The sequence below is a fragment of the Paraburkholderia sp. BL18I3N2 genome (assembly GCF_003001875.1).
Lineage (GTDB): Bacteria > Pseudomonadota > Gammaproteobacteria > Burkholderiales > Burkholderiaceae > Paraburkholderia > Paraburkholderia phytofirmans.
The window spans coordinates 687720-708887 of record NZ_PVNC01000003.1; the positions used below are offsets into that span (position 1 = coordinate 687720).

Consider the following 21168-nt stretch of genomic DNA (forward strand, 5'->3'; position numbering starts at 1 on the left):
TTTTGGCGTGACGACCGCATAACGCTAAATTCGCAAACGCGCTTGCAAAAAACGCAACCGCATCCAGAGGCTTGCAACGGGGGACGTCAGGAAGCGGGTGTCTGGCTAATTACCCACTCGCGGAACCGACGGGCAGCCGGTGTTTCCGCGCGCTCTGATGGCCAGGTGACAAAGTAGGAGCCGCCCATTGTGGCGTGAGAGCCTGATGCCCTGACGAGCGCGCCGTGCTCAAGGAGCGGGTCGATAACCCGGTTCCAACCGAGCGCGACGCCCTTGCCATGCGTCGCAAGCTGGACAATGAGTGGGTAGCTGTTGACGATGATGGTTTGATTGAGCGCTGGTCGTTCAAGGCCCGCCTTTTCGAACCAGGTGTGCCACGACATCCAGCTCCGCTCTGCGTCCTCAAGAACAAGCAGCGTACAAGTCAGCAGTTCCACCGGCTTCAGTTTGCGCCCATCGAGATAGGTAGGCGAACACACCGGAAAGACCTCTTCGTCGAAAAGCTTCCGTGTGTGCGTCCCGGGCACCTCGGAGTTGCGCAGATAGAAAATGCCTACATCGTATTCCGCTGGCGAGACGGCTCCAAAGTGGTCCCGCACAATGATGCGCAAGTCCACATCGGGATTACCGTCGATAAACGAGCCGATTCTGGGCGCGAGCCAGAATACCGAAACGCCAGCTGAACAGGACACCGTGAGGCGAGACCTGACAACGCGAGCCATCAGACTCGAGGTAACGCTGGTGCACAGCTCCAACATGCGCCGCACATCCACCGCATAGGTTTCCCCGGCCGGCGTGAGCCTTAGGGCGTTGTGCTCCCGCACGAACAGCCGGCGCCCCAGGAAATCTTCGAGTTGAGAAATCTGGCGGCTCACAGCACTAGTGGACAAGTGCAGTTCCTGCCCCGCGCGAGTGAAGCTCAAATAACGGGCGCTAGCCTCGAATGCTTGCAGACATGCGAGTGGAGGTAACGGAGAGAGAGCCATAGCGTTCGGCGGACTGTCCAGGTTGTGGTAGAGCAACAGGATAGCCCAACGACGTCAGCCGACGGTCATGAGTGTCCGCAGACAGCTTCACGGCCATACAAAAGTCGCTTGGATAGCGGAGAAATGAATCTGCATATTGTCTGCAGGCCTCGTCGATTGCGCGCGGAGTCTACCGACACGACCGGAGTGAAGTGGGCTCCGGCCACTTCGGCACTAAACAGACTGCCATCAGCGTGCAGCCGCTCAACTTGCTTCCCATTCGCGCGAATGCGCTCTCTGAAGTCGGTGGGTGACACCAATCTCTATTTGCAATCATTTCGCGACGGGCGACGACTGCTTGCTGCTGGAGACAGAGCGTCGAAGTAGTAGGTGCCGCAAACAACGTCTTCTTCGCGAGCAATCACATTGACGGGAATTGGCAGTATTACCGCTTCATCAGGTTTGAAGCGACTGCTGAGAGAGCGAGTCGTCGGGAGCTCCGATGGCTCGATGCGGTCGGATGCAGCTGCCAAAGCTACCGTGTCTAGAGGGCAAGTTCCGACCGTAGCACCTTCCAATTGAAGTTCTTTTGCATATGCGGCGAGCCGGTCGCCGACATGAGTTTTCAGTGCATCAATGAATTGCTTGGTTTTCGCATCGACGCGATGGGTATAGCGCGTAGACACTTCTCGCGTGAGTATGGTACTGCGGCAGCACTCGCTCGAGTGAACCGCTGCGAAGGTCGTCCATCGCAGTGAATCCGGCAATCAAACCAATTCCAGCGCCTTCACGAAGAGCCATCGACATTGAGTCGAGGTCGTTCACGCTGAAATGCGGTTCAGCCGGCCGAAAGCTGGCGTTGTCAGAAGCGCTCTGAAGCTGCCACTCGTCTGGCGCGTAGTCGACTGTCCCGAGAAGGCTGCATTGGGGGTCAAGCAGGCCTTTAATCCGACGGTCACGTGCAGCATTACTTGCCTCCAGTGACTTTGCGAACGCGCTACGCGAGCGCCACTGCGTCGCTTGGCGACATCGGCAGCGGCCCACAGGGCGCTACGTTCAAGACCCAGTCTGCCAACCGGCTCACAAGCGATGCATCGTCTTCGTTCAGTCCCAGCGCCGACAACGACTGCACCAACGATTCCAACTGCGGAGAACAGCAATAAATGGCATCGAAAAGCGGCACGTACGCGCGTAGACGGTTAGCCCCGCAGCGCCACAAGTGACCGGGGTCTTGTCGCGGGGCTTTAGGACATCGAGATTGGAGCATCACATCTGAGAGCCGACCATGAAAATCGTCGTCATTGGCGCTGGGGGCCGTCGGTTCGTACTTCGGCGCAGCGTTCGCGCTTGCTGGTCACGATGTCACGTTCTGTGTTCGAGACACTTCGCGCAGTGAAATTGAAACGGCAGGAATTCGACTGACAGGGCCGCGGGGCGACTTCCTCGTCGAAAGAGTCAGGCACACGTCCCAGCCCGCGCACTGCTCACGTCGATTGAGTGACACCTGCCGGTCGCACGCTTGCAAAGCGATGCTCGACAGTTTGAGGGATATTTGTCGGCGTAATCACAACGACCGACGAGGATAGGTCGACGGCCGACGCCGGCAACAGCTTATGAAAGTGCATGATGGAGTGGCACGCGCTGCGCATGTCCTGCCGGAGGTCGTGATGCAACACCGCGCTCAGTTTGCCGTCGCGCAGCAAGTCAACGTTATCCTTGTCAAGGTCATGCCCGATGAAACATTTCGGCGCCTGACCCAGCGCGCCGAGCGCACGGAGTATCGCAACGTTGCCTCCGCCCATCGAATAAACCGCGACAATTTTGCGGTCTGCATCAACGGCCCGCTTGACTCGCTTCTCCGTTTCCCTGTCGAGGCCGTGCCCCCCGCTGGCATCGACGAGTCTTAGCTTCGGATTTCGGCGCGTCAATTCATCCCGAAAGCTCGCTCCGCGTTCTTCTTCCCCGCGAAACCGTTCACTACTCATGGTGACCAGAACATCGCCTTCACGGCGACCAAGCCATTGACCGATGAGGTAAGCGGCGGTTGCGCCTGCCATGTGGTTGTCGAGCCCGGCATAGGCAATGCGCGATGACTGCGGAATATCCGTAAAGATGGTGACGACAGGAATGCCCCGCTGCTGCAAGCCCGAAACAGCGGCAACAATCTCAGGGACATCTCGTGCCTTGAGCAACACACCGTGGCTGCCCCTGCGTCCAATCGCGCTCAATGCGTCCACAACTTCCGCAGTGGTCATCGTGTCTTGCATCAGAAACCGTGGTCTGAATACCGCCGGATGCAACCCCGGTAGCTCAGACTCCAACGCTTCCCGTATTTCGTCAGAAAACCTTTGCGGCGCTTCGACGACGACATCGACGACAACCTTGCGCCCGCTGGTCGACAGCTGAAACTGTTGTTTCTCCAGTTCCTTTATGGCGTGCTGCACCCGTTGACGAGTGTGTTCGCGGACGTGCTCCCTGCCATTCAGCACGCGGTCGACTGTGGCAAGTCCAAGGCCCGCCTGCAAGGCAATCTCCTTCATAAGAAAACGGTGCGCCATGAGGGACTTCGAATTGAGGTGTTTTTGAGGTGTTTATGGTACCCCAAGCGCCAAAAGGAGGACTATCGTTAGAGGAAGAACCGAAGGAGACACCGTGAACCCCATTGAACCGCGTCTCGACGTCCGCGCAGGCGGTTGGTATCGGGAGCAGGATTGCCTTCTCCAGGACTTCCTTGCTGTACTCCAGCATTCTCCGGACGACGACAGGCTTACTTTTGCCGCCGGAACAGTAGACCACGTTCCGTTGTACGACTGCCGCGAACTTACCTCGGTCCTTGAGGACGTTTCCGGGCGAATGGACCTTCAGGCTGAGTGGGCGCGCGTTTTGAAAACGGGCGCGGGCGTGCTCGTATTGAAGCGCATGTGTGCCGACACCGCACCGGTCGACGAAGCGACCAAGGTCTTTGAATCACTCATTCAGGAAGAGCGCGAAGCTGGCGGCACTGCTGCGGACCACTTCGCCACGGCGGGTGCAAATGACCGAATCTGGAATGCGCAGGAGAAGCTTTGTTTGCGCGCGCCAGATGTGTTCGCACGTTACTTTGCGAATCTGCCGCTTCGGGCTGTGGCCGAGGCGTGGCTCGGTCCAAACTTTCAGATGACCTCTCAAGTCAATGTCGTACGCCCCGGTGGACAAGCTCAGCAGGCCCACCGGGACTACCACCTCGGGTTCCAGACTGTTTCCGAAGCCGAACGTTATCCGGCACACGTTCATACGATGTCTCCGTTTCTCACGCTGCAAGGGGCCATCGCCCACATCGACATGCCGCTGGAAAGCGGGCCGACCAAGCTACTGCCGTACTCACAGCGCTACGCCGAGGGATACCTTGCCTGGCGTCGGCAGGACTTTCGCGACTACTTCGAAACGAGCTACGTTCAACTGCCACTTGAAAAAGGCGATGCACTCTTCTTCAATCCAGCGCTCTTTCATGCAGCCGGCTCGAACCGCACAGCCTCCGTCCAACGCATGGTGAACCTTCTTCAGATTTCCTCAGCCTACGGCCGTGCGATGGAATCACTGAATCGCACGAAGATGTGCGAGGTCCTATATCCGGTGCTGCTTGACCTCGTTCGCACGGCGGCTTTCACGACAGAAGAGGTTGACGCTGTCATCGCGTCAAGCGCCGAGGGCTATCCGTTTCCCACGAACCTGGACAAGGACTCACCACATGGTGGCTTAGCTCCCGCGAGCCAGCAGGAGCTGCTACGTCGAGCGCTTGCAGAAGACTGGGCCCAAGACACATTCGTGGCTGCGCTTCGCGAGCAGGTTCACCGACGCACCGCTTGATTCCCACCGTGGAACTCCGAGGACGCTCCCAGCTGAGCTGAAGCATTATGAGCTGTCTTGAGAGTACACATACTGCTGCCCGTTCCGCAGTCGCGCATGGTCGGACACGAACGGCAGCGGTCGCGGGACAGCCGGTACTGTGGGATAGCCTTGAGATACCGGACAGGATGGCGAAGTTAGCGCCCTGAGGCGAACGGCTGACGGGCGACGCTGGCTCCGGGGGGCATGTCATGACGCTCTGGAACGTGTCTGAAGGCCTCGCTCAGGATAAGGCGGGGCTCAACTTCACCAAGGGGCATTCACAAAAACAAGAGATGTACGCTAGAGAGAATGCTCAAATGTAGGAAGGTGAAACAAGGATTTAAGGGGTAGTGCGCTTACGCCGCGAGACGACGCTTGCAGCTCGGCCGCCGGCGGTCGTGCCGGATGGCGACGAGCGACGCTGGGTCCTTCGGGTCGAGACGCACCTAGCCATCGCCGCATCTGGCTACAGCGCGGTCTGGTACCGAGTACCGGGAGACCATCCGACGCCTGATATTCAAGGCTTGAACCCGGAGCTCACGTCGTTGGACAACCGGATGAGCTCGTCAATCACAACTCTGACTCGTGGCTGGACATATTTCGTTCTCGGCCAGATGACATGAACCGGCATCTCCCCACCAGACCATTCCTTCAGAATTTCAATCAAGTCCCCGTTGCGAAGATGCGCACCCACAAGCCAAGTTGGAAGCTGAGCCACGCCGCAACCTGCTACCGCAGCATTTAGCATCGCCTCACCGTCTCCCCACTCATGCCGCGCTCTTACCGGCGTGAGCTCAAATTCGCCCGCATCATTCCGAAGCAGCCATGCGGACCGACGATTTCGTTGCAACCCCGCAATGCAGTCGTGATTCAGAAGCAGGTCTGCCTTGTCTTTAGGTCTCCCGTGTTCTTTAAAGTATTCAGGCGAGGCGCAAATCACCAGACGCTGTTCCCCAAGTCGTCGCGCTGCAATGTCAGCGTCATCCTTCAATTGGCCGATTCGAACGGCAACATCGACGCCTTCGGCGATAAGGTCGACCAACCTTTCGCTGAAATTCGCCGAGATGTCCAGCCGAGGATAGCGGCGCGAAAGTTCGAGCAGCGACGGAAGCAGGTGACGCCGGCCAAAGGTGGCCGGCAACTCAATTCTGACTCGCCCCACCGGCTCACGGTGTCCTGTGGCCAAAAAGCTCTCAGTCTCGTCCAAATCCTCAAGCACGCGCAGACAGCTGGCGAGGTATGCCTCTCCTTCGTTCGTCAGGGTGAGACGCCGGGTGGTTCGATGGACCAGCTTGGCCCCAATACGTCCCTCTAACCGCGTGATGGCCTTGCCGACCGCACTGCTGGTCAAACCAAGCCGAGCGCCGGCTGCCGTAAAGGTTCCCTCCTGGGCTGACAGGACAAACTCGCTGAGACCATCGAATCTATCTTTCGACATGATTTGAGAATCGAGGGATGAAGTAAATGGAATTCTAGGGGGTTAATGGCCCTCCCGGACAAAATTAGAATGAAGCCAACATGGAGAACCCGTATGAACGCGAACGTTGAGCATGGCTTCAGCCGCGCACAGCTTTCTGAACAGCCCGGTTATGAACGCCTCTTTTTGCGAGAGAAGCTGACCATCGGCCTGATTCTGCCGCTTGAGACCCATCCGAATAGTCCGGCGCCTACGATGCGGGACCACGTTACGATGGCTCAGAAAGCCGATAGTCTCGGCTTTGCTGCCCTATGGATGCGCGACGTCCCGTTCTATGACCCAGACTACGGCGATGTTGGTCAGGTTTTCGACCCTATTCCATACATCGCCTATCTAGCTGCCTTTACCCGGAAGATAGCGCTCGGGACGGCAGGAATTGTCTTGCCAATGCGAGAGCCGTTGATTCTTGCCAAGCAGATAGCTTCGCTTGACCAATTGTCGGGTGGCCGCATGGTCTTGGGGCTCTCATCCGGCGACCGTCCGGCCGAGTACCCCCTCTTCGGCATCGACTTTGAGACAAGAGGCGAGCGCTTCCGTGACGCTTTTGATGTCTTCACCAGAGTGTTACACAACGATTTTCCGCGGTTCTCCTCGCCCAGATTCGGAAGCTCGCGTGGAACGCACGACCTTGTACCGAAGCCACCATTCGGTGGGACGCCGACTGTTGCAATCGGGCGAGCCCAACAAAGCTTGGCCTGGATTGCTGAGAACATGGACGGATTCATTGGCTCCTCGCCGGTGCCCGAGCAGCTGCCATCGTTTGCGAACGAATGGCACGCTCACGTCGAACAGACAAGCGGTCCCGAAGAATTCAAGCCTCTCGGTATTGGCGGCTTTCTTAACCTGGTAGAAAACCAGAATGAGCCGCTTATCCGAACTCGCGGCGGATTCCGAGCCGGGAGCAAAGGCCTTGTGAACTTTCTGCACGACGCTCAAGCAGCGGGCGTGAATCACATCGCACTGAATCCCAAGGTTAGTCGACGCCCGTACGCTGAGCTGATGGATGAGCTCGCTTCTGAAGTCCTTCCGCACTTTCCTTCACACTGAACGATGTGCACTCGAGTGCACGCTGGCTCCCTGACGTGGTCGCGTAATCCATCTATGAAAACCATTTTTGAACCATTCAATCTCTCTGGCACAGCATTAAAGAATCGCATTGTCATGGCTCCGCTAACGCGAGCACGCGCTTCGCGTGATGTCGCTGATGAACGCATTGCTCTCTATTACACCCAGCGCGCCACGGCTGGTCTGATTGTCAGCGAAGGCACATCGATTTCGCGAGAAGGAACGGGTTATCTTTTCAACCCGGGCATCTACACGCCGGAGCAAATTGCCGGCTGGCGCCTGACTACTGATTCCGTTCACGCAGTCGGTGGAAAAATTTTCGCGCAGCTCTGGCACGTCGGCCGCGTTTCCCATCATTCAATCCAGGAAGGCGGGAAGGCCCCCGTCAGCGCCAGTTCCAAACAGGCAGTGAACGCGAAGGCCTTCGCCTACGACGATAGCGGGAAGCCCAACCCCGTAGACACGCCCACGCCTCGCCAGCTCGAAACGCAGGAAGTTCGGCGTATCGTCCAGGATTTTGCTCAGGCTGCCGAGAATGCTATGAAGGCAGGGTTTGACGGGGTCGAAATTCATGGCGCGAACGGCTATCTGTTCGAGCAGTTTATGAACCCGCTCGTCAATGACCGGAGCGATTGCTACTCAGCCGACAACATTGGGAATCGGTTGCGCTTCACTCTCGAAGTCATCGATGCCGTTGCTGGGCGTATCGGTGTTGAGCGGGTCGGCATTCGAATATCGCCTTATGGCAAGCTATTCGACATGCCCTTCTATCCGACCATTGATGCGACATACACTGAGCTCTGCCGCGAAATCGGGAAGCGAAAGCTCGCGTATGTTCACGTCATGAATCAGTCGGGATACTCGCGCCTGGACAACGCACTCGAACCGGACGCCGAGTCTGGATTCATGGCCCTCCTGCGCCTCTTGAAAGGCTTTCTGCCACATACTGCGCTCATTCTTGCAGGTGGTATGTCGCGAGAACGTGCGGAGGAAATGATTGCCGCTGACGTCATCGACCTCGTCGCGTTCGGCGCACCATTCATCAGCAACCCTGACCTCGTTGCTCGTCTTCAGAATGATTGGCCACTGAGCCCCGCGAATCCGGCGACCTTCTATGGTGGCGGAGCAGAGGGCTACGTGGATTACGCTCCGTACGCTCCATCTTGAAGGCAATCGTGGCGCCAGATGCTAGGGTTACCGACCTTAGCAGATTCCAAGACTCCATCTTCCATGCCCAGACCGACGTCGCGGACAGCGAGTGACAACGAAATCAAAATAGGCCTTTTGTCAGTGCGTCGGTGTCGAGTCTCCGCTGGTTCGGCGTTAACGCCGCTTACCCCTATCGAACGGAGCGCGCTGGCCGATGAGATGTCAGCGTGGTTGCGGTAGACGCCTCGCTTCCCACTTTTGTCTGCTAAATCCTTCGAAGGTCAACCCATGTCTAACTTCGTTGTCGAAAAGCTGTATCGACCGCCCTACGTCCAAACTCGACCAGGTGGAAGCGAGCCGCTGACAGTTCTCTTTTCGTTGCTGTCCCGTGCGGATACGACGCCACCCGACGTACGTCGAGTGGGTGATGGTTACACGCTCGACACGTCTGGCCATCCATTACGCGACCCGGCGAAAGATTCCTCCACCATTGGTTTCGAGAGTAATCCCAACGTCAGCTTCGAGCACTGGGGCGAGTATTGGCGAAAGGTGCATGGCGTTCGTTTCACCTACATCGAAGAGCACGACGACCGCAGCTTGGAGCGACTGCTGCGTTATGAACAACTGCATCGATTCGCTCCAGGGCCAACAAGCTTTAATGCGCCCCCATACCGCGCTCCAGTCGACCAAAGCGGAATGCTCTGGCCGACAATTCTCGGACACATTGAACCGTATCAACGGCCGCGCTGGGATGGCGTCGCGTATCTCAACTTTGAGAGCATCGATGACATCGCAGCCGTGTTCGCTAACGAGCGAGTGCGCACCAAAATTCTTCCCGAAGACTTGACCATGTTTCGTGACATCGCGCCGGTACTTGCCCTGCAGCACATCATCATTCCCAGCGAATCGGGAAATGAAGCAGTCACATTGGTCAAGCTACATGTGCGTCGAAAAGACGAGGCGCGCGAATCATTCCAGCAGTGGTGGCTCAAGGACCATGGCCCCTATGTCAGCAGTCACTGCCAAGGCAGTCAGTTGGTCAAACGTTATGTCCAGCTTCACAACATCGGTGGTCGAGCATCCGGCCAGCCGTTTTTTCATCCTGACGCAGCGACGCTTGATGGAATAAGTCTTATGAGCTTTTCAAGCCTCGCAGACCTCGAGGATTTTCTGCTGAGCCCGATGAATGCACGTATTGTCGAGCACGAGTCCCTGAAGACTGAGCACGCAGCGTCGGAATATTGGACCACCATCGGCATGATGATTGTCAACCGCATCCGCCCCGAGGTTCGCACCGCGTAACGAATGCCGCTGCGGCGTTGTAGCGACCGGCCGCACTCACCTGTCCGAATATGCGCCGCGTTATCGATTTGTTCGCCGAGCCATCACCACTGAAAGCACTAGGAGTCGACGGCATTGGGGCAACCTGTTAATTCTGAAATTTCCCACTCCCGCGAAACGCCCCGTCCCTTAGGACGGGGCGAACTACTTACCGCATCGAAACCTGCTCAGTCGTCGTCCGCCTCCTGGCACACGGCACCTTCCTTCTCCGCCGAATCAGAGTCCCAGTATGGGAGACTCGTGTTGCCTTCAGACTTGAAGCAGCCTGCTTTGAGCAAAGGCAAGTTCAAGGACGACGGGAGGCTTGCGCCAACATACAGTGAGACGGTACTTCCCGTCAGAGAGACCGCCTGAGGATGCGTCGGAAAGCATGCGTCGGTGCCGAGTACGGGAGAGCATTGCGAGTTTGCCGGAGGCGGCGACCCGATGCCGTTCGACTGCTGCGTCGGAGTTTGAGTGCTGACGATGAGTCGGACCTTGCTTCCCGCCGGAATTGAGGCAAATTTCGGCGAAATCAAGAAGTCGTAACGACGAATATTACCGGCGGGTACGTAGTGGTCTGCGAAGTATTCGCCGTAAGGCTTCACAGGCACGCCGTTCTTGTCGAGCCATGAGCGATTCGGGTCGTTCTTCGAGAGGCTGCCGAGGACAGTACCACTGGAAAGCGGAGTGACACTCCCATCCGGACCCACCAGTTGTACCGTCGCGATGAGTTCCAGATTCGGCGTGGTCGACGAGGCGTAGAATGACGCGCTCATCGGGCCGGCCAGCGTCGCTCCCTTTTTCAGGACCGGCCCATCAAATTGCGCCGTGCTCCCGGCGCCTGGCTGCGCCCAAAGTAAATTAACTTCCGCCGATTGATTCGAAGGCTTCTTTGAAAGCGCTCCCTTGGGCGTGAGGAAGTATTGCGTGTACACAGGCGCAACCGGGTAAGCCGACGTGCTAATCCAGTTGTTGGAAATTAGCTCGTGGACGTGAACTGGTTGCTTAGTGTCCGCCATCCCTGTCTTCTTACCTTTGAGCCAGGTATCGAACCATTCCAGCGTGATGTTGTTTGTAATGTTCTGCCCAGTCGTCTGCTCCTCAAACTGGCAGTGACCGCCCTGGCTGATAATCACCTGGTACCGGCCTGTGACATCCTGGTTCGGACGCATGGGACCGTATACGTATTGGCCGCTTCTCGCGTTCTGCAAATATGCGTACATGGACGTAGAGCTCTCAGCGTAAATGTCCTGGTGCGTGCTCCAAATAAGAGTCGGAATGTCGAGGTCTGCGAGTTGCCGGGCGAACGTGCCGGGAGAGCGCACCTTCCAGAAGTCTCTGTAATAAGCCCTGGGGCCACCCGCGTTGATTTCGTCGACCATTGCCTGGCCGTATGCGGTCGCGCCATGATTATTACCAACCGCCGCACCGAAACCTAGTGGGAACTGGCCCGTTTGCGTAGGGATGCCGCCTGCGAAATACGTCTCACGGTAAAACTCGGCTCCTGCACAAAATGGTGCTAGAGCCTTGATAGGTGAATTTTTTCCGGCTGCCAGCGCCGTCGTGTATTGGTTCAGTCCTGACCATGAACCGCCCTGCAGAGCAATCTTGCCGCTTGAGTTCTGCAGCTTCGTCGCGGCCCATTGGACTATCTCCGCACCATCCGTCCCGTCGTTGCCGAAGAACGAAAATTCGCCGCCTGAGTTTCGAGTCCCTCTGACCGATGCTGTCACATAGATGTAGCCTCGCTGAACGAAGTAATCACCAGCCGTGGACGGATTCCCAAGGTATGGCGTTTGAGTGAGAATGACGGGGAACGGACCCTTCGCCCGAGCACCGGTATGCAAGTCGGTGGGATAGGACACATCGACCATAAGCACCGTTCCATCGCTCATGGTGACCGGGACGCTTTTGTCTAGTGCGGTCCCGTAAGTCGGATTACCCGGGCTCCATACTCCACCCGGAAAAGGTGTAGACGCAAGCGCGGGAACTGCCGCACCGGATAACAGAATTGCCGCGGCTGCAAGCAGCGCTGCACGACTTGAACGCTTCATAACGACCTCCATCGGTGTCTCGCCAATCGTTAGATAAACTTACTCTTCATTCCTAACTTTATTTACAAGACGTAATCCACTTACGCCAGCACCACAACCGCGGGCCCCGCCGTCGCAGGGACGCGGCACCACTCAATTCCAGGGACGTCAGATGATTCGGTGCTCCTCGACCAGGAATGCGGTGATGCCGGCGAGGAATGTTTTTGCATGTTCCATCGTCTTCACGCCGACCTCTGATTCGAACGCCTTTTGCAACGACTCAGTGCTTTCGAACCAGAACTCAACGACCCCATCAATGGGTAGGTCGTCGTAACTGCAAGGCGTGCCTTTCTGAAGCTCTCGCTGCACTACCGCGTTCTGCCGATAGCCTTTGACGCCAGGCATCGTGCGAACGAAATCCGCATGTACTTTCCACTCGTTCAGAAAGTCCTGCTCCGAAAGCTCGGGGCGACGGCGGATGAGAGAAATCCGCTTCTTGAGCTTTGCACGAGACGCGTCTTCCGGCACTTCTACTACCGTCGTCTGCTTGACGGTCAGGATATGAAGGCGGCCGAGGAAATGGTTCTCGTCTTCGATGATTCTTTGCGGCAGCTCCCCCTCTCCGAACGGCTTGTTCGGGTCCGAAATCCACAGTTGCGAGAAACCGTCGAACTCCCACGGCTCCCGCTCGAAGTCGATTCCGCGCTGAATACGGTCGACAATGTGGTTCTGCCAATACTGACTAAGCCCAGGTGCGTTTTTCACCAACGGGCCGTGATGGCCGAGCCAATGCTTGTAAAACTCATCGTTCGACCATTCGGGCTTCTTTGAAATAAGCCCCATGCGTACCGTGCTCATCAATCCTCCAATGTCGTGACTTAGGTCGAAAGCTCGGCGCGGTCAATGCGCGCCTAAATATGCCGCCTTGACTTTTGGGTCGTTCAGCAAGTCGCGCCCAGACCCCTCCAGCGTGATGTTGCCAACCTCAAGCACATATGCCCTGTCAGCGACCCCCAAGGCCTGCTTCGCCATCTGCTCGACCAGCAGAATGGTGAGGCCATCCTCGCGCAGACTACGGATGGCATCGAAAATGTCGCGGATGACCAGCGGAGCCAGGCCCAACGAAGGCTCATCGAGAAGAAGCATGCGCGGCTGACTCATCAATGCGCGCGAAATGGCGAGCATTTGCTGCTCGCCCCCGGAAAGCGTTCCCGAGAGCTGATTCTGACGTTCGCGAAGACGTGGAAACCGGTCAAACTCCCGCTCCATCGCTACCTCAGTCGCGGACATCGGCTGTTTGCGGGAATAGGCTCCGAGAAGGAGGTTCTCACGCACGGTCTGGTCGGGAAACACGCCGCGACCTTCGGGCGACAGGGCAATACCGAGGCCGAGGCGCATGTGTGCAGGCAACTGGGTGCAGTCGCGACCGCCAACCGTGATGCGGCCGGAGGAGACCGCCTGCAGCCCCGCGATGCTCTTTAGAAGGCTGCTTTTCCCGGCACCGTTCGCGCCGATGATGGTGACGACTTCGCCTTCCCTCACCTCGAGGCTCACACCCTTCACGGCCTGAATAGCGCCGTAAGAGACCTTTACTGAATCGACTTTGAGCATCGTTGCTCCTCTCTCATGCGGCTTCAGCTTCGTCGACGCCGAGATATGCTTCGACGACGCGCGGGTTGGCCTGGACGTCTGCAGGCTTGCCTTCGGCAATCTTGATGCCGTAGTCAAGCACGATGACGTGGTCGGAAATCGACATGACGAGGTCCATGTGGTGCTCGACCATCAGGATGCTCACGCCATATTTGCTGATACGAAGGAGCAGCTGTCCCAGCTCCGCCGTTTCCTGTGGGTTCAAACCCGCTGCCGGCTCATCCAGCAGTAACAGCTGCGGTTCGGTGGCCAGTGCACGGGCGAGCTCGGCCCGGCGTTGCAGGCCATACGGCAGACTCCCTGCGGGACGGCTCGCCAGGTGACCGAGGTCAACCAGCTCAAGCAGCTCGCGCGCACGTTGCCTCGTGATTTCCTCCTCTTGACGCGCCTTCGAGGTCGCGAACAAGGAAGCAAACAAGCCGTTCTTCATCCGGCTGTGCCGACCAAGCATTACATTGTCGAGAACCGACAAATCGGCGAAGAGTCTCAGGTTCTGGAAGGTACGGCCCATACCGAGGCAACAGATGGAATGAACCGCGCTTCCACCTATCTCCTTCCCGTTGAAGCGAATCGACCCGCTGTCCGGACGGACGATGCCCGTTACCATGTTAATCATCGTGCTCTTCCCGGCGCCATTCGGGCCAATGAGCGCGTGGATATGACCGCGCTTCAAGGCGAACGAAATGTCTTGAGCAGGCTTCACGCCACCGTATGCTTTCGAGAGCTTAGTGACTGTCAGCAGTTCTGCGCTGTTCGCCCGACCGCCGCGCAAGAGCGTTGTAACCTGCCCGCCCGGGGCAGCGTATTCTTCCTTCGTATCTTGACTCTTGCGTCCGACGAGCTTCGATAGCGTTCCGACTACTCCGCCGGGCATCACATAGAGCGCAAACAGGAGAAGCAGCCCATACAGCGCGTGCTGAACTGAAGGCCAACGTGCGAGAAGTGCATCAAGCAGGGTCAGGACGATTGCGCCAACGACGGGCCCTAGCTTCGTTCCCGCTCCACCAAAAAGGACAAGCAGCAGGATGAAGATAGAGAGCTGAAACGAGATGAAATCGGAATTGATGTACTGGTTCTGCTGAGCGACCATTGCGCCAGCAAGTCCACATGTCACCGCTGCAATCACGAACGCAATCACTTTGCCCCGATAGACACGAACGCCCACCGACGACGATGCAATTTCGTCAGCCTGAAGGGAAAGGAAGGCACGGCCAAACCTTCCATTCAGCAGGTTGCGAAGCAACAGGTGAGTAACCGCGCAGAAAACGAGCCCGACGCACACCCATTGACCGAGCGACATCGGCTCCCCACCCATTTCCGGGCTACGAATCCCGTAGATGCCTTGGGCTCCGCCAAACACATCTGTCCAGTCACTGACCAGCCGTTCCACAACGATACCGAACGCGAGCGTCACCATGGCCAGGTACGGCCCTTTGACGCGAAGCGACGGGAGCGCGATGAGCACCCCGCAGACGCCCGAGATGGCCGTTGCGATGGCCATGGCTGCCCACGGACTGATTTCCGTCTGCGATGTGAGAAGTGCGACTGCGTAAGCTCCCGCTCCGAAGAGCCCAGCTTGACCGAGCGATTTCTGTCCTGCGAAGCCGACAAGGACGTTCATGCCGGCGGCGCACAGGTAGTAGACGCACATCATGAACGCGATGTGCAGGTAATAGTCGTTTCCGATGGACAGCGCGGCGGCACCAAGCACGACCGCGATGGCACATACGACCGCCAAATGGCTGTACTTTTTCATACCTTCTCCACGAGGCGGCTGCCAAAGAGGCCCGTCGGCTTGAAAGCGAGGACGAGAATCACCACAGCGAACACCGCAATCTCACGCCACTGCGCCTGCCACAAATTGACAGTTGACTCGAACACTCCGAGAGCAAAGCCACCGATAACGCAACCGCGGGGATTATTAAGACCACCTACCATCGCGCCAGAAAAGCCCTTCAGCCCAATAGCCAGGCCCATGAAGAGAGACGCCTGCGTGATGGGTGCAATGAGAAAGCCAGACAGCCCAGCCAACGCCGAGCTGACCACGAAGGCACCAATCATCACTGCATTAGTGTTGATGCCCATCAGGCTCGCGACGTTACCGTTGGCAGCGACAGCGCGCATCATCTTTCCAACCATCGTCTTTCGCATGACGACGTCAAAGGCAACCATCACGAGGACAGCCACCGCCAGGAGAAGCAGCTCTTGCGGACGCACGCCGATTCCGAAAAGTTGAATGACGGAGTCACCCACAGGCGACGGCACCACAACCGGTTTGGGGCCCCAGATGGCCAGCCCGATGCTGTCCAGGACCACACCGAACCCGAGAGTGCTCATGACCCATGCCATTCCGGGCTGTTTTGCGAAAGGACGCACGCCGATGGCATACAGGAGCCATCCGAGCGCGCCCATCACCACGAGTGCGGCAACCAGCGCCAGCAATTGCGCACTCACGCTGGGAACAGCCCCGCCGAAAGTTGTCGAGGTGATTGGCTTTCCCAAGAGGAGCAGCATCACGCTCATTCCAATGAATGCGCCGCTCGATACAAACTCGCCGTGCGAGAAGTTGAGCGTTTTCGTCGTGGTGAACGTGATGCTGAAGCCCAGCGCCACAAGCGCATATGCGCCGCCGACCGCCAGCCCACTGATTACCGCCTGAAAGATAGCTTCCATGATGAGTGTTCTCCGCTGTGACGGCATCTGCGGTGCCGCCATCATCAATGGGACCGTTACTGCTTGTAGTCCGCCGGGGTCAGGGACGCAACGAGCGCATCGCTGTACGGCACGAGTCGGCCATCTTTCCAGTGCACCCAAACGAAGTCCTTTGCTACCAGTGCTTCGTGATTTGTCTTGCTGAAAGGCTTGTTGTAGGTTTTAAGCAGACCTTGCACCGGTGCATTGAGGTTCTCGAGCGCAACACGGATTGCCGCGCCATCGGTACTGTTCGCCTGCTTGATTGCCTGAACCAGAATCATCACGGAGTCGTAGCCGTGCAGCGCAAACGAGAACGAACTCGGAGCCTTCAGCTGAGACCCAACGCGGGTGAACAGCTTGTCTTGGGCCGGGGTCCGATTTTCACTGACGGTACGCAGAAAAAGTGGCTTCTCTGCCAACGTCTTTCCGGCTGCATCATAGAAAGTGATGTTGTCCGCCGCCCAGGAACTGAGCGTACGCGGGTAGTAGTTGATTTTCTCCATGCTCCGCATGACTTGAGCGATAGGAGTACCCTGCGCCCAGATGATGACTGTGTCGACACCTGCTTCCTTGAGCTTGTTCAACTGGGAAGTCATGTCTGTGTCGCTGACGCCGAATTGTTCGATGGCAGCGGGAGTGATTCCCTGCATCTCGGCGATGGACTTCATGTCTTTGAGAGCACCTTGACCATAGCCTGTCGTCTCGGTCATGAAGCCAACCTTCTTCGCACTACCCGTCTTCTTCACATACGCCATCAGCGCCGCGACTTGCTCACGGTCGACCATCGAGACGCGGAACATATAGTTGTCCGCACCGGGGCTCATCGGCTTGGTGATGTCCGTTCCCGACGAGACATTGTCAATCACCGGCATCTTCTTCTGATTGACGATGTGCTTCCATGCCATTGCGTTTCCAGAGTTCGTCGGACCGAAGACGGCAACAACCTTTTCGTTGTCGATGAGGTCCGTCATGTTCTGGATGGACTTGGGCGGCTGTGATACATCGTCGCGCACGACAAGCGCCAGTTTTTTGCCAAGCACTCCGCCGCCCGCATTTACATCTGCGATTGCAGCTTGCATGCCCAGGACAGCGGCTTGTCCGCTCTGTGCCGAGGGCGACGCAGAAAGGTCGCCGTTGAAGCCAATCTTTATTTCCTGCGCCGACGCGGCGGGGACTGCCGCAGCAAAACTGAGCGAGGCTACGATTCCTGCGATGACGCGAATTGCTTTCATGATGTCTCCAACCTGTTGCTTCAGCATTCGATGGGCGTATTCATCCCATCGTCGTTTCAATCAATCAGAACTTGCTCACGACACCCAAGCTGAGCGCAATTAAAGAGCGGCTAGCCCCCGGCGTTGTCTGGAAGCTGTCACCGATGGTCGGTGTGGCATTGATAATCGCGCCAGTTCCCGGGTTACCCAGCGTCTGGCCCGACGCACGCTGGTATCCTTCGAGCGCGTATAAACCTGTACGCTTCGACAGCGCGTAATACTGGGCGAGAACGACCTGGTGATACCTGGCTGCGTCCGAAATGTTGTTCGCCTTGGAAGCCCAGGTGTAGCTGTAGCCGAGCGACAAGTCGAACGCAGCGGCCGGCTTCCAATGAAGCACACTGCCCGCCGTGTTCCAGATGGCCGTGTCCCTGAACTTGGAATTCACACCCGGGATGTACTGCACATTCGAATATGCAAACGAGATGTCCCAGTTCTGGTTGAAGACATATCCACCAGTGACAGCAAAACGCTGCTGAGCCTGGGCTTGGCTGTAGCCATTTGTGATGGCTGATACGCCCTGCTGACCGGAGGAGTTCACTGAAGATTCCGCGCCGTATGGACCGCCGCCTGGAGTCGAGTTATTGATGCGCCAGAAGCCTGCAGCAAGACCGAAGTTCCCACCCTTGTACTGAAGTCCACCGCTCCAGGTCGACCCCTGATTCAAGCTCCCGGGCACGCCGGCAGGTGCGAATTGACCACTTGCTGTAATCCCGTAGAACGTCGGCGTCGTATAGGAAATCGCGTTGTTGGCGCGATAGTAGGTATCCAAGCCGTCAAGGTCGCCAGGATGCGAACCGTACCCGGTTTGATAGAGCGCGGGAACCCACGGTGAAAGCATCACGTAATAAGCGCTATATTGACGGCCCACTGACAAGGCCCCATAGGCGGGGTTCGACAACTCGATACGCGCCTGTCTGCCAAACATCGCATTCGTGAACTGCTGTCCGCCATTCGCGATATTGAATCCCGACTCCAGGACAAACAACGTCTGATAACCGTTACCGAGGTCCTCTGTGCCACGAAGCCCCCAACGGTCTCCGTTCCACACACCCGACTGCATGCGAACGTTGGACTTTCCCGGCGTCGTCGAGCCGAGAGTTGTTTGACTGTTTTGATAGGTGATAGACGTGTCGACAATGCCGTACAGAATCACGCTCGACTGAGCAAATGCAGGAAGAACAGCCAAACCAAGAATCGCACCTACTGCACATCGAACAACTCTCTTCTTCGCCATTAAAAGTCTCCTTAATAATTTTCTAGTCCGAGTCGTCAGCGGCGGCGTCTGATTGCCATCACTTGTCGCGGCCTGTCGTGGGCAACAGGGCCAATTCGGCTTGCTATATGTAGGACAACGAATCGGTGTAGCGATTTACTCTCACTGGATTCGAGAGGAACGCACCGTGTTACGCGCGGCGCGCAGATTGACCTATTTGCGGCGCTCGTTGTCTTGAGGGAGGGCTGCCTCCCCCGATAGCCCAGATACTACGCCACAAAATTAAACATTCGCCACTTCTTTTGCATAGGTGCAAATCCCTATCGGGCAGCTCCTCATTCATCTCAAAGACCATCGGACGGCGAGAACCCACACACCGTGCAGGTTCCAGCCGGAGTCATACGCTAAGTCGCAAGCAACGCATCAGCGCTATCGCAATATCGATGGAATGTGGTGTCTGGATGTGAGTAATTACACCTATGCAATGACATATGTTTACGTGAAACACTTACGCAGCGGGCGTTGCTAACCGTATATCCATCAGACATCAAGGAGAAATCATGTCGTTCCCTCAATACGTCGCGCCACGTTTGCTCGAAGACCGCGTGGCTTTCGTAACCGGCGCAGGACAAGGCAATGGCCGTGCACTCGCGCTCGGCCTTGCCCAGGCCGGCGCCAAGGTTGTGGTTAGCGACATTGCTTTCGAACACGTCAGGGAAACCGCCGCGCTCATTGAGAAGGAAGGTGGGAAAGCGTGGCCGTTCGAGCTGGATGTCACCAACGCAGACGCTTGCTGCACCCTTGCCGAAAAGGTCTCCGACGACATCGGCTGTGTCGACCTGCTTGTGAATAATGCGGGCATCATTATTCGTGAGAACTTGACAAGCCCGAATGCAGCCAAGAACTGGAAGAAAGTGATGGAAGTGAACGTTCAAGGGACGTTCAATGTCACGCACGCGTTTCTTGAGGCTATCAAGACGACCAAAGGCGTGATTATCAACGTTGCATCTATCGCCGCTTATGCTGGACAAGGCGCTAGCCTCGGCTATTCCCCGTCCAAAGGTGCAATCAAGATGTTCACGCAGTCTCTAGCGGCCGAACTCGCGCCTCACGGGGTACGCGTAAATGCATTGGCGCCCGGCGTCATCGAAACCCCTATGACGGCTGCAACACGCGAGAATCCGGCGCGTCTCGAGGCGTTTATGTCACGCATCCCTATGGGTCGGGTTGGCCAAACGGAGGACCTCGTCGGCCCGACAATATTCCTGGCGTCTGGAATGTCGCGCTACGTGACGGGGATAACCCTCGCGGTAGATGGCGGATTTCTAGCTATCTAAGGTCTGTCTTGCAAAAGCCCGCCCAGCGGGCTTTTCTTGGTACCACAGCGTCTACGCCGGAGCAGTCAGAAGCGTGGCGTTCGCGGTTCTCGCGGCGAAATCCGTTTGCAGATAGCACATGCCGGCGCCAGCATCAGAAGCTGCACATTTTCGAGAACCTCCCTCCAATCATCCTTTCCACCAGCTTGCTGGGCAGGCACGGACCACCCGGGTCTTCGATTCCCAAGGCGTTACGAGGACAGCTTTTCAGAGAGCTGAAGCAGTCCCCTCGCAACGGTTCCGGTATCAGAAGTATCCAGCGTGCTTGACGGGCCGAAAATGGTAACTGAAAGCACCATCTGCCCGCGGTCGAAAACAGGCGCGCTCAGGCTGTCGACGCCAGGGATTGGCACACCCAGCGTTCGTGACAGATGTGTGCGCCGCACATCTCCTGCGAAGTTCTCAATTACATCGACAAAGCATCCCGCCGAGACCGCATCAGCCTTCGCAAATTCACGAGCAAGCATCGGTTCTATCGTCTGCCTCTGAAGGAACGCGGCGAACAGTCGTCCTGTGCTGCTGTGGGCGATGGACATTACCGACCCCACATGCAAGCCGACATGCAGGTACATTTCGGGGCCGTGGTATCGAATGACGGTGGGGCCATGGTCTGTCCATATCGCGACAAACGCACCGTGATTATCGTCTTTAAGCAGTTCAATGGCCAACTCCACCGTCTTATGCAATGGGTGGAGCTGCGCTAAAGCTCGCAAGCCAAGCTTCAATGCAAGTGGCCCAGGCTCGAAGCTTTGGGTCGTTGAATCACGTCTAACCAGTCCTGTGCGAACCAAGCTGACCATGTATGTGAAGACCTGATTCAAAGGTAAGGCGGTTGCAGCGCTCAGCCCCAGCATCGAAACAGGTTTTCCGGCGTCGGCCAGATGCTGCAAAAGCGTCCCTCCAACCTCCATCGCATGGATTCCGCGCTGCTCCCTGGTTCTTCTCGGAGCAAGTTGCTCGACGCATTCGGCAGTCTCCATATCTCCCCCTCGTTTGCGAGCATCGTCCCGGACCGGATGATGCCGGCCGGTCGGCACGTCGCTTTCTCGACAAGGTCCGACATGCGAAAAAAACCGCGGCCG

19 protein-coding genes are annotated in these 21168 nt (G+C 57.3%); 6 read left to right on the forward strand and 13 right to left on the reverse strand.

Annotated elements, in window-relative coordinates; translation table 11 throughout:
• Nucleotides 1-86 precede the first annotated feature (86 nt).
• The 3 genes from B0G75_RS12830 to B0G75_RS41315 all read right to left on the reverse strand — a co-directional run bounded on the left by B0G75_RS12830 (nt 87) and on the right by B0G75_RS41315 (nt 2009).
• Nucleotides 87-986, reverse strand: a complete 900-nt coding sequence (locus B0G75_RS12830; RefSeq protein ID WP_106305365.1) for a LysR substrate-binding domain-containing protein — start codon at nt 984-986, stop codon at nt 87-89.
• Nucleotides 987-1288: 302 nt separating this feature from the next.
• Entirely contained in the window at nt 1289-1651 is a 363-nt protein-coding gene (locus tag B0G75_RS41310; RefSeq protein WP_258194450.1) for a hypothetical protein, read from the reverse strand.
• On the reverse strand, nt 1599-2009 hold the full coding sequence (locus tag B0G75_RS41315) for a LysR substrate-binding domain-containing protein (protein ID WP_258194416.1): 411 nt from the start codon (nt 2007-2009) through the stop codon (nt 1599-1601). The genes B0G75_RS41310 and B0G75_RS41315 overlap by 53 nt, the downstream gene beginning before the upstream one ends.
• Nucleotides 2010-2266: 257 nt before the next feature.
• On the opposite strand from B0G75_RS41315, the gene B0G75_RS12845 reads away from it, so the two are divergent.
• On the forward strand, nt 2267-2551 hold the full coding sequence (locus B0G75_RS12845; protein WP_106305372.1) for a ketopantoate reductase family protein: 285 nt from the start codon (nt 2267-2269) through the stop codon (nt 2549-2551).
• Here the strand turns inward: B0G75_RS12845 and B0G75_RS12850 are convergent.
• Nucleotides 2450-3523 (reverse strand): LacI family DNA-binding transcriptional regulator, encoded by a 1074-nt coding sequence (locus B0G75_RS12850; RefSeq protein ID WP_106305375.1) that lies wholly within the window; start codon nt 3521-3523, stop codon nt 2450-2452. The genes B0G75_RS12845 and B0G75_RS12850 overlap by 102 nt on opposite strands.
• 94 nt (nt 3524-3617) lie before the next feature.
• On the opposite strand from B0G75_RS12850, the gene B0G75_RS12855 reads away from it, so the two are divergent.
• The gene (locus B0G75_RS12855) at nt 3618-4811 is read left to right on the forward strand and encodes a phytanoyl-CoA dioxygenase family protein (protein ID WP_258194418.1); all 1194 of its coding nucleotides are present in this window, start codon (nt 3618-3620) and stop codon (nt 4809-4811) included.
• 538 nt (nt 4812-5349) lie between these two features.
• On the opposite strand, the gene B0G75_RS12860 is transcribed toward B0G75_RS12855, so the two are convergent.
• Entirely contained in the window at nt 5350-6270 is a 921-nt protein-coding gene (locus tag B0G75_RS12860) for a LysR family transcriptional regulator (RefSeq protein WP_106305378.1), read from the reverse strand.
• Between the two features lie 93 nt (nt 6271-6363).
• Between B0G75_RS12860 and B0G75_RS12865 the strand changes: the two genes are divergently transcribed.
• The 3 genes from B0G75_RS12865 (at nt 6364) to B0G75_RS12875 (ending at nt 9825) form a co-directional block, all read left to right on the forward strand.
• The gene (locus tag B0G75_RS12865) at nt 6364-7356 is read left to right on the forward strand and encodes an LLM class oxidoreductase (RefSeq protein ID WP_106305381.1); all 993 of its coding nucleotides are present in this window, start codon (nt 6364-6366) and stop codon (nt 7354-7356) included.
• Between the two features lie 54 nt (nt 7357-7410).
• Nucleotides 7411-8541 carry an alkene reductase gene (locus tag B0G75_RS12870; RefSeq protein ID WP_106305384.1) on the forward strand — a complete coding sequence of 377 codons (1131 nt, stop codon included), beginning with the start codon at nt 7411-7413 and terminating at the stop codon, nt 8539-8541.
• Nucleotides 8542-8811: 270 nt separating this feature from the next.
• Nucleotides 8812-9825: an EthD domain-containing protein gene (locus B0G75_RS12875; RefSeq protein WP_106305386.1), complete on the forward strand. Its 1014-nt coding sequence runs from the start codon at nt 8812-8814 to the stop codon at nt 9823-9825.
• A gap of 206 nt (nt 9826-10031) precedes the next feature.
• Here B0G75_RS12875 and B0G75_RS12880 read toward each other — a convergent pair whose 3' ends face one another.
• The 7 genes from B0G75_RS12880 to B0G75_RS12910 all read right to left on the reverse strand — a co-directional run bounded on the left by B0G75_RS12880 (nt 10032) and on the right by B0G75_RS12910 (nt 18731).
• Nucleotides 10032-11900, reverse strand: a complete 1869-nt coding sequence (locus tag B0G75_RS12880; protein WP_181309246.1) for a CocE/NonD family hydrolase — start codon at nt 11898-11900, stop codon at nt 10032-10034.
• A gap of 147 nt (nt 11901-12047) precedes the next feature.
• Nucleotides 12048-12737, reverse strand: coding sequence for an EthD domain-containing protein (locus tag B0G75_RS12885; RefSeq protein WP_106305392.1), 690 nt, complete (start codon nt 12735-12737; stop codon nt 12048-12050).
• A 42-nt stretch (nt 12738-12779) separates the two neighbouring features.
• Nucleotides 12780-13490: an ABC transporter ATP-binding protein gene (locus B0G75_RS12890; protein WP_106305395.1), complete on the reverse strand. Its 711-nt coding sequence runs from the start codon at nt 13488-13490 to the stop codon at nt 12780-12782.
• 13 nt (nt 13491-13503) lie between these two features.
• The gene (locus B0G75_RS12895) at nt 13504-15285 is read right to left on the reverse strand and encodes an ATP-binding cassette domain-containing protein (RefSeq protein WP_106305398.1); all 1782 of its coding nucleotides are present in this window, start codon (nt 15283-15285) and stop codon (nt 13504-13506) included.
• Nucleotides 15282-16205: a branched-chain amino acid ABC transporter permease gene (locus B0G75_RS12900; protein ID WP_106305711.1), complete on the reverse strand. Its 924-nt coding sequence runs from the start codon at nt 16203-16205 to the stop codon at nt 15282-15284. Before B0G75_RS12900 ends, B0G75_RS12895 begins: the two co-directional genes overlap by 4 nt.
• A gap of 53 nt (nt 16206-16258) precedes the next feature.
• Nucleotides 16259-17455, reverse strand: coding sequence for an ABC transporter substrate-binding protein (locus B0G75_RS12905; protein ID WP_106305713.1), 1197 nt, complete (start codon nt 17453-17455; stop codon nt 16259-16261).
• A 64-nt stretch (nt 17456-17519) separates the two neighbouring features.
• Nucleotides 17520-18731, reverse strand: coding sequence for a porin (locus B0G75_RS12910; protein WP_106305401.1), 1212 nt, complete (start codon nt 18729-18731; stop codon nt 17520-17522).
• A 539-nt stretch (nt 18732-19270) separates the two neighbouring features.
• Here B0G75_RS12910 and B0G75_RS12915 point away from each other — a divergent pair.
• Complete coding sequence (locus B0G75_RS12915) at nt 19271-20047, forward strand: SDR family NAD(P)-dependent oxidoreductase (protein ID WP_106305404.1); 777 nt, start codon at nt 19271-19273, stop codon at nt 20045-20047.
• 230 nt (nt 20048-20277) lie between these two features.
• Here the strand turns inward: B0G75_RS12915 and B0G75_RS12920 are convergent, their stop codons facing one another.
• The gene (locus tag B0G75_RS12920; protein ID WP_106305407.1) at nt 20278-21066 is read right to left on the reverse strand and encodes an IclR family transcriptional regulator; all 789 of its coding nucleotides are present in this window, start codon (nt 21064-21066) and stop codon (nt 20278-20280) included.
• Between the last annotated feature and the right edge of the window lie 102 nt (nt 21067-21168).